The organism is Amycolatopsis sp. NPDC114504 (genome assembly GCF_055633595.1).
This window is the reverse complement of sequence record NZ_JBVKDU010000006.1, coordinates 939,959-955,988: the sequence shown is the minus strand read 5'-3', so window position 1 is coordinate 955,988 and position 16,030 is coordinate 939,959. Positions and strand designations below refer to the sequence as shown.

The 16,030-nt window shown below is 72.3% G+C and carries 15 protein-coding genes; 7 read left to right on the top strand and 8 right to left on the bottom strand.

What is annotated here, in order from left to right:
• Nucleotides 1-103 precede the first annotated feature (103 nt).
• On the top strand, nucleotides 104-1,834 hold the full coding sequence (kstD, locus tag ACZ7PG_RS46090) for a 3-oxosteroid 1-dehydrogenase (protein WP_470245539.1): 1,731 nt from the start codon (nucleotides 104-106) through the stop codon (nucleotides 1,832-1,834).
• Here kstD and ACZ7PG_RS46085 read toward each other — a convergent pair.
• From ACZ7PG_RS46085 to ACZ7PG_RS46065, 5 genes are all read right to left on the bottom strand, one after another.
• On the bottom strand, nucleotides 1,831-2,853 hold the full coding sequence (locus ACZ7PG_RS46085; protein WP_470245538.1) for an LLM class flavin-dependent oxidoreductase: 1,023 nt from the start codon (nucleotides 2,851-2,853) through the stop codon (nucleotides 1,831-1,833). The genes kstD and ACZ7PG_RS46085 overlap by 4 nt on opposite strands.
• A gap of 15 nt (nucleotides 2,854-2,868) precedes the next feature.
• The gene (locus ACZ7PG_RS46080) at nucleotides 2,869-4,053 is read right to left on the bottom strand and encodes a Glu/Leu/Phe/Val dehydrogenase dimerization domain-containing protein (RefSeq protein WP_470245537.1); all 1,185 of its coding nucleotides are present in this window, start codon (nucleotides 4,051-4,053) and stop codon (nucleotides 2,869-2,871) included.
• Nucleotides 4,050-4,655 carry a TetR/AcrR family transcriptional regulator gene (locus ACZ7PG_RS46075; protein WP_470245536.1) on the bottom strand — a complete coding sequence of 202 codons (606 nt, stop codon included), beginning with the start codon at nucleotides 4,653-4,655 and terminating at the stop codon, nucleotides 4,050-4,052. The genes ACZ7PG_RS46080 and ACZ7PG_RS46075 overlap by 4 nt, the downstream gene beginning before the upstream one ends.
• A 26-nt stretch (nucleotides 4,656-4,681) precedes the next feature.
• The gene (locus tag ACZ7PG_RS46070) at nucleotides 4,682-5,521 is read right to left on the bottom strand and encodes a hypothetical protein (protein ID WP_470245535.1); all 840 of its coding nucleotides are present in this window, start codon (nucleotides 5,519-5,521) and stop codon (nucleotides 4,682-4,684) included.
• A 770-nt stretch (nucleotides 5,522-6,291) separates the two neighbouring features.
• On the bottom strand, nucleotides 6,292-7,992 hold the full coding sequence (locus tag ACZ7PG_RS46065) for a TIGR03086 family metal-binding protein (RefSeq protein WP_470245534.1): 1,701 nt from the start codon (nucleotides 7,990-7,992) through the stop codon (nucleotides 6,292-6,294).
• A gap of 86 nt (nucleotides 7,993-8,078) precedes the next feature.
• On the opposite strand from ACZ7PG_RS46065, the gene ACZ7PG_RS46060 reads away from it, so the two are divergent.
• Nucleotides 8,079-8,714 carry a TetR/AcrR family transcriptional regulator gene (locus tag ACZ7PG_RS46060; protein WP_470245533.1) on the top strand — a complete coding sequence of 212 codons (636 nt, stop codon included), beginning with the start codon at nucleotides 8,079-8,081 and terminating at the stop codon, nucleotides 8,712-8,714.
• A gap of 176 nt (nucleotides 8,715-8,890) precedes the next feature.
• Complete coding sequence (locus ACZ7PG_RS46055) at nucleotides 8,891-9,718, top strand: hypothetical protein (protein ID WP_470245532.1); 828 nt, start codon at nucleotides 8,891-8,893, stop codon at nucleotides 9,716-9,718.
• A gap of 63 nt (nucleotides 9,719-9,781) precedes the next feature.
• Here the strand turns inward: ACZ7PG_RS46055 and ACZ7PG_RS46050 are convergent, their stop codons facing one another.
• The gene (locus ACZ7PG_RS46050) at nucleotides 9,782-10,543 is read right to left on the bottom strand and encodes a trypsin-like serine peptidase (RefSeq protein ID WP_470245531.1); all 762 of its coding nucleotides are present in this window, start codon (nucleotides 10,541-10,543) and stop codon (nucleotides 9,782-9,784) included.
• A gap of 107 nt (nucleotides 10,544-10,650) precedes the next feature.
• Between ACZ7PG_RS46050 and ACZ7PG_RS46045 the strand changes: the two genes are divergently transcribed.
• Entirely contained in the window at nucleotides 10,651-11,439 is a 789-nt protein-coding gene (locus ACZ7PG_RS46045) for an alpha/beta fold hydrolase (RefSeq protein WP_470245530.1), read from the top strand.
• Here ACZ7PG_RS46045 and ACZ7PG_RS46040 read toward each other — a convergent pair.
• Nucleotides 11,432-12,088 carry a rhomboid family intramembrane serine protease gene (locus tag ACZ7PG_RS46040; RefSeq protein WP_470245529.1) on the bottom strand — a complete coding sequence of 219 codons (657 nt, stop codon included), beginning with the start codon at nucleotides 12,086-12,088 and terminating at the stop codon, nucleotides 11,432-11,434. The two genes, ACZ7PG_RS46045 and ACZ7PG_RS46040, sit on opposite strands and share 8 nt — an antisense overlap.
• Before the next feature lie 172 nt (nucleotides 12,089-12,260).
• On the opposite strand from ACZ7PG_RS46040, the gene ACZ7PG_RS46035 reads away from it, so the two are divergent.
• Genes ACZ7PG_RS46035 through ACZ7PG_RS46025 form a run of 3 tightly spaced genes read left to right on the top strand, consistent with a single transcriptional unit; the run spans nucleotide 12,261 to nucleotide 15,135 of the window.
• The gene (locus tag ACZ7PG_RS46035) at nucleotides 12,261-13,388 is read left to right on the top strand and encodes a hypothetical protein (protein ID WP_470245528.1); all 1,128 of its coding nucleotides are present in this window, start codon (nucleotides 12,261-12,263) and stop codon (nucleotides 13,386-13,388) included.
• Nucleotides 13,385-14,296 (top strand): ABC transporter ATP-binding protein, encoded by a 912-nt coding sequence (locus ACZ7PG_RS46030; protein WP_470245527.1) that lies wholly within the window; start codon nucleotides 13,385-13,387, stop codon nucleotides 14,294-14,296. Before ACZ7PG_RS46035 ends, ACZ7PG_RS46030 begins: the two co-directional genes overlap by 4 nt.
• On the top strand, nucleotides 14,293-15,135 hold the full coding sequence (locus ACZ7PG_RS46025; RefSeq protein WP_470245526.1) for an ABC transporter permease: 843 nt from the start codon (nucleotides 14,293-14,295) through the stop codon (nucleotides 15,133-15,135). Before ACZ7PG_RS46030 ends, ACZ7PG_RS46025 begins: the two co-directional genes overlap by 4 nt.
• On the opposite strand, the gene ACZ7PG_RS46020 is transcribed toward ACZ7PG_RS46025, so the two are convergent.
• On the bottom strand, nucleotides 15,125-15,931 hold the full coding sequence (locus ACZ7PG_RS46020) for an esterase/lipase family protein (protein ID WP_470245525.1): 807 nt from the start codon (nucleotides 15,929-15,931) through the stop codon (nucleotides 15,125-15,127). The genes ACZ7PG_RS46025 and ACZ7PG_RS46020 overlap by 11 nt on opposite strands.
• Between the last annotated feature and the right edge of the window lie 99 nt (nucleotides 15,932-16,030).

The following is a 16,030-nucleotide window of genomic DNA, read 5'->3' as shown; positions in this document are numbered from 1 at the left end:
GGCCACTGGTCTACCCGGCTGCTCCAAGCGTGTAGAACATGTTCCAGTTTCCGGTGTGGACCGACACCATGACCATCGCCGTTCCGCGAGCGAGGAGTGCGCCATGGATGCCGACCTGACCCGCCGCCAGATCCTGCGCGGCACCGCGGCGGGCGTGGGCCTCGCCGCGACGTCCGGGCTCTTCGCCGCGCCGGCCGGGGCGGCGCCGCTGGTGGGGGAGTACGACGTCGTCGTGGTCGGCTCCGGCGCGGCCGGGATGACCGCCGCGCTGACGGCGGCCAAGCGCGGGCTCAGCGTCGTCGTGCTCGAGAAGGCGCCGACGTTCGGCGGGTCCGCGGCGAGATCCGGCGCGGGCATCTGGATCCCGAACAACCCGGTGCTGCTCGCCGCCGGGGTGCCGGACACGCCGGCGAAGGCCGCGCAGTACCTCGCCGCCGTCGTCGGACCGGACGTGCCGGCCGCGCGGCAGCAGGCGTTCCTGGCCAACGGCCCGCAGATGATCGCGTTCGTCATGGCGAACAGCCCGCTGCGGTTCCGGTGGATGGAGGGCTACAGCGACTACTACCCGGAGCTGCCGGGCGGGCTGCCGAACGGCCGCTCGATCGAGCCGGACCAGTTCGACGGCAACCTGCTCGGCGCCGAGCTCGCGAACCTGAACCCGGCCTACCTCGCGACGCCGCCGGGGCTCGTCGTGTTCAGCGCCGACTACAAGTGGCTGAACCTGGCCGCGGTCAACGCGAAGGGCGCGGCCGTCGCCGCCACCTGTCTCGCTCGCGGGACGGCCGCCGCGCTCGCCGGGCAGAAGCCGCTCACCATGGGACAGTCGCTCGCCGCGGGCCTGCGGGTGGGGCTGCAGCAGGCGAACGTCCCGGTGCTGCTGAACACCCCGCTCGTCGACCTGAACGTCGAAAACGGCGCGGTGACGGGGGTTCTCACGCCCGGCGGGCTGGTGCGCGCGCGACGCGGCGTGATCGTCGGCTCCGGCGGGTTCGAGCACAACGCCGCGATGCGCGCGCAGTACCAGCGGCAGCCGATCGGCACCGCCTGGACCGTCGGGGCCAAGGAGAACACGGGCGACGGCCACCGCGCGGGGCAGCGTGCCGGCGCGGCGCTCGACCTGATGGACGACGCGTGGTGGGGCCCGGCCATCCCGATCCCCGGTGACCCGTACTTCTGCCTGGCCGAGCGGACGCTGCCCGGCGGGCTGATCGTCAACCAGGCCGGGAAGCGGTTCGTCAACGAAGCCGCGCCCTACAGCGACGTCGTGCACACGATGTACGACAAGAACCCGACCGCGCCGGACATCCCGGCGTGGCTGGTCGTCGACCAGAACTACCGGAACAAGTACCTGTTCCGCGACACCTTGCCGCTGCTGCCGCTGCCGGACGCCTGGTACACCGCGGGCGCGGTCGTCAAGGCGTCGAGCATCCAGGCGCTCGGCTCGGCGATCGGCGTGCCGCCGGCCGCGCTGAAGTCCACTGTGGACCGGTTCAACGGCTTCGCGTGGTCCGGAGTGGACAGTGACTTCCGGCGCGGCGCCAGCGCGTACGACCACTACTACACCGACCCGCTGGTGCTGCCCAACTCCTGCCTCGCGCCGCTGTGGGCGCCGCCGTTCTACGCGTTCAAGATCGTGCCGGGCGACCTTGGCACGAAAGGCGGCATGCGCACGGACCCCCGGGCGCGCGTGCTCCGGGCCGACGGCTCGGTGATCCCGGGCCTGTACGCCGCCGGCAACGCCAGCGCGGCCGTGATGGGCCACAGCTACGCCGGTGCCGGCTCGACCATCGGCCCGGCGATGACGTTCGGGTTCATCGCCGGGAACGACGTCTAGAACTCCTTCTCGACCAGCGGAAGGACTTCGGTGCCGAGGAGCTCGATGGCCCGCATGACGTTCTTGTGCGGCACGCCGGACCAGTCCATCTGCAGCGCGTAGCGGTCCGCGCCGGTGAGCTTCCCGACGGTGATCAGCCGGTCGGCGATCTCCTGCGGGCTGCCGACGAACAGCGCCTGCGCGCCGTGGGTGTACTGGTCGTACTCGGCGCGGGTCGGGACGGCCCAGCCGCGGGCCTTCGCGCCGTACTTCATCGTTTCGAGCCAGTACGGGTAGAAGGTCTCCTTGGCGTCCTGCGAGTTCTCGGCGATGAAGCCGATGGCGCTCATGGTGACGTGGAGGTCCTGCTGTTCACCAGCTTCGCCGGCCTGGCGGTAAAGGTCGACGAGCGGGGCGAAGCGCTCGGGCCGTCCGCCGATCACGGCGTACACGACGGGCAGGCCCAGCAGCCCGGCCCGGATCGACGACTCGGGGTTGCCGCCGGTGCCGACCGAGATGCGCAGGTGGTCGCCGTACGGGCGGGGCAGGATCCGCGCGTTCTCCAGCGGCGGGCGGAACTTGCCGGACCAGGTCAGCGGGTCCTCGCGGTCGATGTGCAGCAGCAGGGCGAGCTTCTCCTCGAACAGCTCGTCGTAGTCGCCGAGGTCGTTCCCGAACAGGGGGAAGGACTCGGTGAACGACCCGCGGCCGGCGAGCAGCTCGGCGCGGCCGTGGCTGAGCTGGTCGAGCGTCGTGAACTGCTGGTAGACGCGGACCGGGTCTTCGGTGCTCAGGACCGTCACGGCCGAGCTCAGCGTGATCCGGCTGGTGACGCTCGCCGCGGCGGCCAGGACCGTGCCGGGGCTGGAGATGGCGTACTGGTCGAGGTGGTGCTCGCCGAGGCCGTAGAAGCCGATGCCCAGCTCGTCGGCGAGCTTGATGCGTTCCAGGGTGTTGGCCAGCGTCTGCGCGACGGACGGCTGGTCGCCGGTGCGCGGGTCCGGGGCGCGGTCGCCGAAGCTGTAGATGCCGAGTTTCATAGAGCGTTCAACTACCTACCGGGTCGATTCGTTCCCGAAGCGGGCCTGGATGGCTTCGAGGTTCTTCTCCGACACCTGCAGGGCGGCGGCGCGGAGGCTGAGCCCGTCGAGGGTGGCCCGCTCGACCATGCCGGTCACGAGGTCGCGCATCCGCGTCCTGACCTTGGCGAAGGCCTCGTCGGCGTCCGCGGCGACGTCGCCGAAGAGCGTCCACCACCACCAGGAGTTGGTCGCCGAGTTGGCCACGAAGTCCGGCAGCACCCGGATGCCGCGGGCGGCGAGCAGCTCCTCGGCGTCGGCCGTCACCGGCATGTTCGCGGCCTCGACGATGAGCTTCGCGCCGATCTTGGCCTGGTTGTCGCTGTCGACGCAGTACGAGATCGCGGCCGGCACCAGTACCTCGGCCGGGACGTCGAGCCACGCTTCGGGCGGGAGGAGCTCGTCGCCCGGCTTGAGGTGGTCGCGGTCGATGCCGCCGAAGCGGTCGCGGTGGCGCAGCAGGTTCTCGACGTCGAGGCCGGCCGGGTTGGTGACGACTCCGCGCACGTCCGAGACGCCGACCACCGGGAGGCCGGCCTCGGCGAGGAACCGCGCGGTGGCGCCGCCCATCGAGCCGAACCCCTGGACGACGACCCGGTTCGGCCCGCCGAGCCCGAGCACTTCGAGCCCGGTGAGCGTGGCCTGGGCGACGCCGAGCCCGCCGACCAGCTCGTCGAGCCCCAGCCCGCCGACCTCGATGCGGAAGGCGGCCTCGAGCCGTTCGGTCGCCGCGTCCCGGTCTTCGAGCAGCGGGTAGACCGCCTGGACCGAGCTGAGCAGGCCGATCTCCGCGATGACGCCGTCGATGACGTCCTGGCGCAGGCCGAGGTCCTCGCCCATGGTCCAGTAGCGCTCGATCAGCGGGTGCATGGCGTGCAGGAAGCGGGCGACGACGTCGCGGGCGCGCTCATCGTACGGGTCGAAGTCGATGCCGCCCTTGGCGCCGCCGAGCGGGACGTACCGGCCGTCGGGGTCGTAGTTGAGGCCTTCCTTGAGCGTCATGCCCCGCGCGAGGCCGCGGACCTCGAAGAGTGTGCAGCCGCGGCGCATCCGCAGGCCGCCGCTGGCCACGCCGCGGACCAGCCGGTCGATCACCAGGTAGCCCCGGCACCCGGTGACCGGGTCGGTCCACGCCACTTCGAGCAACGCCGGCGTGGTCATCGGGCCGGCGCCGGTGCGGTCTGGCCCAGCTCGTGGGCCAGGGCCTGGTCGACCCACTGGGCGCAGTCGGCCGCGGTGACGGTGTCCTGGCGGGCGACGAACTGCACGGCGAGCCCGTCGAGCAGGGCGGTCAGCCGCCACGCCGCGCCGTGCGGGTCCGGGCACCGGAACTCGCCGGTGGCGACGCCCTCGGTGATGAGCGAGACGACGGCGTCGCGCCACCGCAGGTCGAGCCGCTGGACGACGTCGCGCAGGTCGGCGTCCCGCATGGCGGCGGCACCGGCTTCGATCCACAGGTGCCAGCCGGCGCCGGGCTTGGTCGGCCCGTAGAGGACGAGCACGGCGCGAAGCCGGTCGCCGACCCGCCCGGGGCGCGCCAGCTCGTCGCGCAGGACGGCGAGGTTGCGCTCGGCGGCCTGCCGGAAGGCCTCGATGATGAGGGCTTCGAGGGTGCCGAAGTGGTAGAAGACCAGCGCGGTGCTGACGCCGAGATCCTTGGCGACGTCGGCGGCCCGCACCCCGGCGATGCCCCTGAGGCGGACCTGCTCGAGCGCGGCGAGCAGGATCTCCTCCCGCCGCACGGCGACCTCCTTGCGCTTCATGCGATAACGGTACCCACCCGGACGGGTCAGGCGCGCAGTTCGGTGACGAGCGCCCGCAGCCACGGCCCGGCGATCGCGGGCTCGGCGGAGATCGTCCGGACGAGCTGGTCACGCACCGCCGAGGACCGGCCGGCATCGACGAGCGCGAAGGCCTCGGCCAGCGCCCGGCGCGTCGCCTTCCCGTGGTCGGGGGTCCGGACGGTCTCATCGGTCCAGCGCTGCCGCGGGAACGATGGGGTCAGCTTCCACTGGTTGTTGCCGAAGTAGAACCAGACGTCCCGCGCGAGCGAGACGTTCCGAACGGCGGCGGCGGGCAGCTCCCGCGTCCAGGCGACGTCCTCCTGCCACCGCCAGGCGTCCGGCCGGATCGGCTGCCGGAGGGTGACGCCGAGGAACCGCAGCTTGCGCCGGATGACGTGCCAGGCTTCGCGCTCCTCGTCGATCCAGTCCCGCAGCTGGATGTAAAGCTCGGTGAAGGTATCGCCCTCGAAGACGAGATCGACGAAGACGGTCGGCCGAGTTCCCCGGGCGAGAGCGTGAGGAGTGACCCCGGCGGCGGCGAGGTTGTCCCGGAGCAGCCGGACATCCCGGCGGCCGAAACCGTTGCGCGGCTTGAGGGAGAGCGGAAGCTGGTGCACCCGATCCCGCCACGACGTCTGTTCGAGGGCGCCGCCGAGGAGGTCGTGCATGCTGTCGAGCGAGCGGCCGACGAAGTGGAGTTCGCCGTCACCGCAGCGGGCCAGGACCTTGGCGGTGCAGGTGGTGAGGTCGTCGAGGAACCAGAGGTGCGGCTTCGCGGTGTCGTCGAGGAGCGTCCCGACCTGGTCGGGACGCACCAGGTCCCACCGGAACGGTCGGTTCGTCATGGCGCCCAGGGTAGGTTCGGGATCCGTTGGGCAGCAACGGGTTTTCGCGGGTGCCGGAGTGGGTGGGTGGACCTGGGGGAGCGGCGGCTGCTGGTGCGAGGGCGAGACCGAACGCCGCAGCCGAGAGTTGGGCGGGAGCTGCAGCCGAAAGCCGGGAGTGGCGGGCGGGCCTGCAGCGGAAGCCCGCAGTTCGCTGGCAGGAGTTGCCGGCGAAAGCCCGCGGCCGGGCTGCGACCAGGGAGGGTCGGGGGTTGCAGCGGAAAGGCGAGAGTTGCGGGGCTGCAGCGGAAGCCCGCGAGTCGCCGGCAGTAGTTGAGGCGGGGCCGCAGCGGAAAGCCGGGGCCGGGAGTTGCGGGCGGAAGTGGAGAGTCGGGCGGGAGTTGCGGGCGAAAGCCGCGGCCAAAGCCCGTGGCCGGGCTGCGACCAGGAAGGGTCGGGGCGGCAGCGGAAAGCCGGGAGTCGCGGGTGAGAGCCACAGCCGAAGCCGCGGCCAAAGCCCTTGGCCGAGAGCTGCGGCCGGATAAGGGTGGGAAGGCTGGAAGGGCCGGGGGCGGCAGCGGAAAGCCGGGAGTCGCGGGCGGGCCTGCAGCGGAAGCCCGCGAGTCGCCGGCGGGAGCTGCGGTGGAAAGCCGGGAGTCGCGGGCGAAAGCCGCGGCCGAGAAGGCCGCGGCCGGGCTGCGACCGGGAAGGGCAGGGAAACGGCTGGGCCGAGGGACCGTCCTCGCGGTTCCTCGGCCCAGCCCCCAAAACCCACCCCCAGGCAACAGCCCTCAAGCCGTCCACTTCGGATCGCGGCCCAGGTAGCGCAGGAGCTCCGATACCGCGTCGTCGTCGGCCGGGCCCTCCAACGCCGGGGCGTACGCGAACCCCCGCAGGGGCTCTGCCAGCTCCTTCGCCACCGGCAGCAGCGCCGCCGCCATTTCCTCTGTCAGCGGGGATTCCTGGCCCGTCGCGATCGCGATGTCCCATGCGTGGATCGCCGCGTCCAGGGCTGCCGCTCCCATGGCCACCGCCGCCGGAAGTGCGCCCTGCGGCAACGGGGTCGGTACCGCGGTGGCGTCCGGGGACACCTTCGCGAACGCCGCTGCCGCCGCCGCCAGTTTCGGCTCCAGGAACGACTGCACGTCCTCGAGCTCGCCCGACGGCGCGAACGGGTTGAAGTCCGGGCCCGGCTCTCCCGTGATGGCTGCCGCGTAGCCCTGCTGGTCGCCGCCCGCGTGCTGGAGGACCTGGGTCACCGTCCACTCCGCGCACGGGGTCGGGAGCGCGCCGTCCGTCACGCCCGTCGCCGCCGAGCGCAAGGCCTCGTGGGCCGCCGTCAGCAGGGGCCACGGCGAGGACAGCCCCGCGAAGAACGCGCGGATGTCCGCCACCAGGGTCTCCGGGGCCTCGTGCGCCGAGTAGTGGCCGGCCGCGTCGCGGGGGCCGCCGCTTCCCGACTTCGCGTCGTAGGCGTTCCAGCGGACGATGTTCGCGTGGTCGCGCTCGGCGAAACGGCGGATCGACTGGAAGTCGCCCGCGAACATCGCCAGGGCCGTCGGGACCGTCGTCGGCGAAGACGGCTGCGCCGGGGTGTGCTGCGCGTCCTCGAAGTAGAAGCGGATCGACGAGCCGCCCGTGCCGGTCAGCCAGTACAGCGCCACGTTCGCGAGGACGAAGTCCGCGTCGAGGTGCTCGCCGAACAGCTGCGCGTTCCACGCCAGCAGCGCCAGCGGGGAGTCGGCGAGCGCGAACGCGAGGGTGTGCGGCTGCTGGCTGTGCAGTGTGTTGAAGGAGAACATGTTCTCGTAGAACCACTGCAGGTGCGCCAGCGCGGCCTGGTCGGCCTCGGTCAGGTCCGCCATCTCCGCCGGGTCGCCGGACGGGAACGAGAACAGCTGCGTGACGTGCACGCCGACGACCTTCTCCGGCGCCAGCCGCCCGATCTCCGGCGAGATCATCGACCCCGCGTCGTTGCCCGCCGCGCCGTACGACTCGTAGCCCAGCCGGCTCATCAGCTCCGCCCACGCCGCCGCCGTGCGGTGCGTGCCCCAGCCCGCCGACCGCGTCGGGCCCGAGAACCCGAAGCCCGGCAGCGACGGGATCACCAGGTGGAACGCCGTCGCCTCGGCCGACTCCGGCTCGGTCAGCGGGCCGATGACGTCGAGGTACTCGGCGATCGAGCCCGGCCAGCCGTGCGTGAGCACCAGCGGTGTCGCGTCCGCGCGGGACGACCGGACGTGCAGGAAGTGGATCCGCTCGCCGTCGATCTCCGTGACGAACTGCGGGTACGCGTTGAGCCGCGCCTCGAACGCCCGCCAGTCGAACTTCGCCAGCCAGTGCTCGGCCAGCGCCCGGACCCGCTCGTTCGTGACGCCGTACTCGGCGGGCAGGTCGTCCGGCCAGAGCGCCCGCTGGAGACGGTCCCGCAGGTCGTCCAGTGCGGACTGGGGGACCTCGACGCGGTAGGGGTGCAGGGCGGGGACGGTCATGGCTGGCTCCCGAAAGTGTGGAACGGAATGCTTCGTTCCGAACTGTACCAGAGCGGAACGATCCGTTCCAGTGGTAATCTCGGGTCATGTCCGAGACCGAGACAGCTCTGCCCGGCCGTGCCGGCCAGGCCGCTCGCAACAACGTCGTGATCCTCGACGCCGCCCGCCACGTCTTCCTCGCGGACCCGAAGGCGCCGATCTCCCAGGTCGCCGAGCGCGCGGGCGTCGGCATCAGCGCCCTCTACCGGCGGTACGCCAGCAAGGAGATCCTGCTCTGCCGGCTCTGCCACGACGGCCTCCGCACCTTCATCGCCGAAGCCGAGGCCGCCGACGAGGAGCCGGACGGCTGGACGGCGCTCACCGGCTTCCTCGGCCGGGTCGTGGACGCCGACGTCCACTCGCTGACCGTCCACCTCGCGGGCACGTTCACCCCGACCGAGGAGATGGGCGCCGACGCGCGACGCGCGAACGAGCTTTCGGCGGCGCTCTTCGCGCGGGCGCGCGCGACCGGACGGCTCCGGGAAGACGCCGTCACCGAAGACATCGGGATGATCCTCGAGTGCTGCGCGGCGATCCGCGTCGACGACCCGGAGCGCACCTCCGAGCTGCGCCGCCGGTACCTGGCGATGCTCGTCGAGGGGCTGGAATCGGGAAAAGACCGGGCGCTGCCCGGCCCGCCGCCGCGCCCGGGTGAGATGAACGGCCGCTGGCGTCCGTCCTGACGGCCGTGCCGCGGCGCGTCCGGATGGCGGTAACGAATGCCGGTTTTGCGACGACTGATCAGCGTCGGCTGTCCACCAAGACCACGCAGCATCTGTCAGAGCGGTATTCCTCGGACCGAAACAGCGAGATCACGACTATGCAACGAAGCTGGCGAAGAACCACGATCCTGTCCTCGGTGGCCGCACTGGCCACGGCGTTCGTCGCGCTGGCACCCGCCGCGCAGGCGGACGTGCCCTCCAGTTCTGTCGAAGTCAGCACCACGACGGTGCTCCCGGGACAGACTTTCACCATCTCGGAAACCGTTCACAACGATCGCGATTTCACGGTTACTTTCGCCAAGGCCGCCCTTTACGGCTCGCCGACGCCGATCACCGACATCGCCGACATCGTTTCCTGCACCAACACGACCGAGGTCGGCTGCTTCCAGCTCGGCAGCAGCTACCGCGCCGCGTTCGGCGACCTCGCGGCGGGCGGCACGAAGACCACGCTGTGGACCTTGCGCGTCAAGGACACCGCGGCGCCGGGCCAGTTCACGCTGCAGCACCAGTTCGTCGGTGACAACTACTCCTTCGACACCTACGACGGCCCGGTCATCACGATCGGCAACCCGGCGACCAACGCCGACGTCAAGGTCGCGCTCGCCGCGACCGGCCGTGGCGGGCTGAGCGCCCGCATCGACTACACGCTGACCATGACGAACAACGGCCCGTCCACCGCGACCGGGATCCGGGTCGTGGCAACGTATGCGTCGGGCCTGTCGTTCGGCAGCGCCACCGGCTGCACCCGCGTGGGCACTACGCGGGCGTTGAACTGTGACGTCGCTTCGCTGGCGTCCGGCGCTTCGGCCACGGCGAAGTTCTCGGTCAACGGCGGCCTGCTGGCGCTCGGCTCGTACACCACGACAGCGGTGCGCACGGCCAGTTCGCCGACCGATCCCACCAGCGCCAACGACAGCGCGTCGAAGACGTGCTCGGCGCTCACCGGGCTCATCGTGACCTGCTGAGGGCTCGCGAGAGGTGAACCGGGCTCGTGTCCTCCGCCAGGGACACGGGCCCGGTTCGCGTTTTCAGCCGTTGACCGAGGCGTACAGCTTCGCGATGTCGTCGTCGAAGTACGCGCTGTAGGAGACGTCCGGGGTGTCGCCGCCGAGCTGGTAGCCGCCGATGACCCCGACGACCGCGCCGCCGGTCACCCACGGGCCGCCGCTGGTGCCGTCCGGGAAACCGGGGCACGCGACGCGCAGCTGGTAGGTGTCGGAACGCGTGGTGGTGCCGGTGCACACCACGGGGGAATCGGTGGTGTCGGGGTAGCCCGTGAGGGTGATCGTGTGGGCGAAACCGCGGTCGGTGCCGAGCACGTCCGCGCCGGTCAGGCTTTCCAGTGAAGCCGTGTTGCCCGGTTGCTGAACGGTCAGGAACGCGAAATCGAGATCCGGGTCGGCCGAAGACGTCCAGCCGTCCGCGACGGCGACTCCGGTGACCGTCCACATTCCCAGCGGGGCGACGCCGTCGTGATAAGCCGGGGCGAAGGACATTCCTTCTTGGACGCAGTGCGCGGCGGTCAGCACCAGATCGCCGGACTCGGAATGGACGACGCTCGCCGTGCAGAAATGGCTTCCGTTCGCGAACAACGCCCCCACCGGGGAAACGGTTTTCGCCGGAGCCGGAGCCGGCGCACCGGCCGGAATGGACGGAGCCGGAGAGCTGACCGGCGCGCCCGCGGCGTACGCGTCGTCGGCGGTCGTGCCCGTGCCGGCGACGAGGCCGGCGCCGAGCACCAGCACCGCCGCCACACCCGCGAGCGCGGGCCTCAGGAACTTGATCGCCACGACTCCAGAGCACCACAACGAAGCCGGGTTCGCAGTGCCACGGACCGGATGCACAGTGACCTCACAGCAGACTTCTCCGCGCCCGAGACGCCGTTAGAGTCGGGGCCATGTCGAGTTCGGTCAGGTCGCCCGACGGCACGGTCATCGGGTTCGAGACGGTGGGCGACGGCCCGCCGATGGTCCTCGTCCACGGCACCGGCGCGGACCACACGCGCTGGGCGGCCGTCCGCGAGCGGCTCGCCCGGCACTACCGGCTCCACCTCGTCGACCGGCGCGGCCGGGGCCTCAGCCGGGCCGAAGCGGCCGGCTACGCGATCGAGCGGGAGGGCGAGGACATCGTGGCCGTGGCGGAGGCCGCGGGAGACGGCGTCTACCTCGTCGCGCACTCCTACGGTGCCTTGTGCGCCCTGGAAGCCGTCCGGAAGACCGACGCCGTCACGCGGCTCGTGGCCTACGAGCCGCCCCGGCCGGAGCCGGGCGCGCACGTCGTCGGGCCGGAGGCGCGCGACCGGATGCGGGCGGCGGGCGGACCCGAGGAGGTCCTGGAGATCTTCCTGCGGGAAGCACTCCGGCTGAGCGCGGCGGACGTCGAGGCGATGCGCCGCACCCCCGTCTGGCCGGCCCGGGTCGCCGCCGCCCACACGATCCCGCGCGAGCTGGAGGTCGTCGAGCGGGTGGAGTTCGACGGGCGCCTGGGTGGGATCGCGATCCCGGTCCGGCTGTTCGCCGGCACGGAGAGCCCGGCGTACCTGCGGCTCGCGGCCGACGCCGTCGCGGAGCGCATCCCCGGTGCCGACGTCGTGCCGATGCGCGGCCAAGCCCACCAGGCGATGGACTTCGACCCGGAGCAGTTCGTCCGGGCGGTGGCCGGCTTCGGCGAGACCGCGCCTACATGAGGTCCTTGGGCAGCAGGGCGGTCGCCGGGTCCGGGGCGCCGACGGCCTTGGGCCGCTTGTCGCGGAACAGCCAGCCGCCGACGATGCCGCCGATGAAGCCGAACATGTGGCCCTGCCAGCTGACCCCCTCCACGGTCGGCAGCAGGGACGCGAACGTGTAGGCGAAGCACAGGGCCATCACCAGCCCGAGCACGATGTCGATCAGGTGCCGGTCGAACAGCCCGCGCACGATGATGTAGCCGAAGTAGCCGAAGACCAGGCCGCTGGCGCCGACCGTGACCGAGTTCGACGGCGAGATGAACCAGACGCCGAGCCCGCTGGCGACGATGATCAGCACGCTCACCCCGAGCCACTTCTTCACCCCGCGGTAGGCGGCGAGGAAGCCGAACACGAACAGCGGCCCCGAGTTGCCTTCGATGTGGCCCCAGCTGCCGTGCAGGAACGGCGCGGTGAAGATCTCCGGCAGCGACCCCGGGTCACGCGCTTCGATGCCGAACTCCTGGCTCAGGTCGTAGCCGGTGGGGGCGTTGACCAGCTGGATCAGCCAGAGCAGGCCCAGCAGGCCCACCATCACCCACAGGGCCTTCTTGGCCTCGGCGATCATCATCTCGGCGTCGCTGCGGGACGCTCCCTCACCGGTCGTGCTCATGGTCTCCCCCTGCTCGGTTGAGCCGAGAATAACCGGACGACGGACGCGGACGCGGCGTTTCGGACCGAGCCGTGACCTGGCGGGGCCGCCGGTCGCGGGAGGCCGTCGCGCGGTCCTGAGTCGTTCGAGTCGCCAGTGCCATGGCGTACAAAGGACGAAGAGGTGATGCCGGATGACGCCCTCGGTGGTGCGGCACGCGAAGCGGCGCCGATGGGCGGTCGTCGCCGCCGTGGCCGCGGTGCTCGTTTCCGTGCCGTCCGTTGTCGCCGCCCTCGCCCCGGCGGGGGAGCAGGTCGATCCCGTCCGCTTGCGCGAGCTCGTGCTCGGGTCCGCCGGGCGGCCGTACCAGGGGTACGCCGAAAGCGCCGGTTCGCTCGCCCTGCCGGAGCTGCCGAACCTCGCCCCCGTCACCGCGCTCTTCTCCATGCGGACGCCGATGCGCGCCTGGTACGCCGGGCCCGACCGCTACCGCGTCGACATCCTCGGTACCGCCGGCGAACACGACGTCTACCGGCTGCCCGACGGCGAATACACCTGGGACTACGGCGACAACACCCTGACCGAGCTGGTCGGCGAGCCGAGCGTCCGGCTCCCGCGGGCCGGGGACCTGCTGCCGCCCGAGCTCGCGCGCCGGATCCTTCAGGCCGCGAAGGGTGACCCGGTGAGCGCGCTGCCGGGGCGGAACGTCGCCGGGGTCGCCGCCTCCGGGCTGCGGCTCGTCCCCGCCGACCCGGACACGACCATCGGGCGGGTCGACGTCTGGGCGGACCCGGTCACCGGCCTCCCGGTGCGCGTCGAGGTCACCGCCCGCGGGCAGCAGGCCCCGATCCTGGTGACGGAGTTCCAGCAGCTCGAGCAGACGACGCCGGTCGTCGAAGCGCCGCGGCCGGTGCTCGGCTCGGGGTTCACGGTGGCGAGCGCCCCGGACGTCTCGAACGCCCTCGGCGCGCTGGGCCAGGTGCCGCTGCCGGCGACGCTCGCCGGGCGCCCGGTGGCGTCGTCGACGTTCGGCGGCATCGAAGGCGCCGCACTCTACGGCCGCGGCTTGGCGTCCTTCGCGGTCATCGCCGTACCGCGCGCGGTCGGGAACGCGGCGAGCGACGCCGCCGGGAAGGCCGGTGGGGTGCAGACCACGCTGGCGGCGGGCAGCGTCGTCCAGCTGTCGATCACGCCGTTGTCGCTCGCGATCGTCCGGGCTTCGTCCTTCCGCCGCTCCTACCTGCTGGCCGGCACGGTGACGCCGGACGTGCTCAAGGCCGTCGCGGTCGAGCTGTCCACCCTGCGCCGGGGCTTCCGATGATCGTCACGCGCGCGCTGACCAAGCGGTACGGCACCACCCTGGCGGTCGACGCCGTCGGTCTGGAGGTCCGCGAAGGCGACCGCTACGGCTTCCTCGGCCCCAACGGCTCGGGCAAGACCACCCTGGTCCGGATGCTGCTCGGCCTGGTCTACGCGACCAGCGGGGAGATCGAGGTGCTCGGGAAGCCTGTCCCGAAGCGCGTCGCCGAGGTGCTGCCGCAGGTCGGCGCGCTCGTCGAAGGACCGGCCGCGTACCCGCACCTGTCCGGGCGCCGCAACCTCGCGCTGCTCGACGCCGCCGGGCGCGGGGGCGAGCGGCGCACGCGGCGGCGAAGGATCGACGACGCACTGGAGCAGGTCGGGCTCGGCGCGGTGGACCAGCGGCCGGTGAAGGCGTACTCGCTCGGCATGCGGCAGCGCCTCGGGCTGGCCGGTGCGCTGCTGCGCAAGCCCCGGCTGCTGATCCTCGACGAGCCGACCAACGGCCTCGACCCGCAGGGCATCAAGGAGATCCGGGAGCTGCTCGTCGCGCTGAACGCGGGTGGCACCACGGTGTTCCTGTCCAGCCACCTGCTGGCGGAGGTCGAGCAGCTCTGCACGCGCGTCGGCGTCGTCGACCGCGGCCGGCTCGTGCTGGAAGACGACTTGTCGACGCTGCGGGCGGCGACCGGGCGGATCCTCCTCGGCACGCCGGACGCCGCCGCGGCGGTCGCGGTCCTCGACGGGCAGCTCGAGTCCCGTGACGGCGACCGCCTGGTCATCCGGCACGGCGACCCGGCCGCGCTGAACGCGATGCTCGTCGAAGCGGGGGTGCGCGTGACGTCGATCCACGCCGAGCAGCGGACGCTCGAACAGGTCGTCCTCGACGTGACGGGTCCGGGTTCGGACCGGTTCGGGGCCGCCGGATGATCGCCGTCGAGCTGCGGAAGCTCGCGCTGCGGCCGCGGGTGTGGGTCAGCGTGGCGCTGCTCTGCCTGCTGCCCGCGATCGTCGGCGTCTTCCTGGCGACGGCCGACTTCGCGCCGCCTCCCGGGCAGGGCGGGGCGTTCCTCTCGGCGGTGGTGAGTGACGGCGCGCTGTTCCCGGCGGCCGCGCTCGCGCTAGTGCTGCCGCTGTTCCTGCCGATCGCCGTCGCCGTCACCGCGGGCGACTCGATCGCGGGCGAGGCGTCGACCGGCACCCTGCGGTACCTGCTGGTCCGCCCGGTCGGCCGGACGCGGCTGCTCGCCGCCAAGATGGTCGCGCTCGCGGTGTACGTGACCGCGGCGATCGTGATCGTCGTGCTGACGTCGCTCGTGCTCGGGGTGATCCTGTTCGGCACCGGCGGGACGCCGGGGGTCGCCGGGCCGGGCGGGCAGCCGACCGGCGTGACGTCGTTGTCGGGGCAGTCGCTCAGCTCGTCCGGGCTCGGTCTGCGGCTGCTGGGCGCGGTTTCCTACATCGTGGTGTCAATGCTCGGGTTCGCCGCCATCACGGTGTTCCTGTCGACGGTGAGCGACTCGGCCCTGGGCGCCGCGCTCGGCGGGCTGGCGGTGCTGATCACCAGTTCGGTCCTGGAAACGCTGGACGCGGCCGCGTCCGTGAAACCCTATCTGCCGACGCACTATTGGCTGTCCTGGATCGACTTCTTCCGAGATCCCGTGCTGTGGCGCAACATCGACCACGGACTGCTGCTGCAGGCCGGCTACATCGTCGTGTTCTTCGGGGCCGCGTGGGCGAACTTCGCGACCAAGGACGTCACGAGCTGAGGCACTCCGCCGGCGCTTCGAGCGGGCTGGTGCCGAGGGCCTGGAGGACGAGCTCGGTGACGGCGGGGTCGGTGGGGAGGTCGCCGTGGCCGGCCTGGTTGCCGGGGCAGACCTGCTGGAGGGCGACGTTGACGGCGCCGTCGAGCCGAGCGGACTCCGGCGGGGTGACCGTCTCGTCGCGTTCGGTCCAGACCGAGAGCCACGGCAGGGTCGCCGGGATGGGTTCCTTCGCCAGCTCCCGCATCAGCGTGCTGCCGGGGGCCAGCTGGACGCACGCGGTCGGGCAGGCGCCCGGGACGAGCGCGCCGCCGGCCGCGGCGAGCCCGGTGCCGTGCATCGGCGCGCCCAGCGTGATCACCCGGCGGGCCTGGTGGTCGCCGCCGTCCCGGCTGACCCACAGCCGGGCCACGACGCCGCCGGCCGAGTAGCCGATGACGTCGACTGAAGGCGCTCCGCGCGCGTACGCGTTCTCGACGGCTTCGGCCAGGACGCCGGCCTGTTCGACCAGGTCACCGGTGCCGTCGCCGGCCAGGGTGAGGACTTCGGTGCTCCGGCCGGTGGCCTGCCGGATGCGGGCGGCGAGCTCGTTGAGGGCACCTTGGCCGCCGCCGTAGCCGGGGACGAGCAGGACCGGCCCGGGCTTGTCCTGGTCGGGCGTCCCGGCCCGCGGCGCGGCGCTGGTGCCGGTGGTCGCGAGCACGGCCGCGACGAGCACGGCCACCACGACGACGGCGACGCCGCCCATGAGCAGCCGCCGTCGCGGGCTGATGCCGCGCCACCAAGCCGTGATCCGCACGCCTCCATGATGCCCCGGGCCGGGAGGGCTTTCACCCGTTCGGCGCTGAACCGCTGCGTGACGGCCGCCGTGTGCCCTGGTGGGAGTGTGGAGACAAAA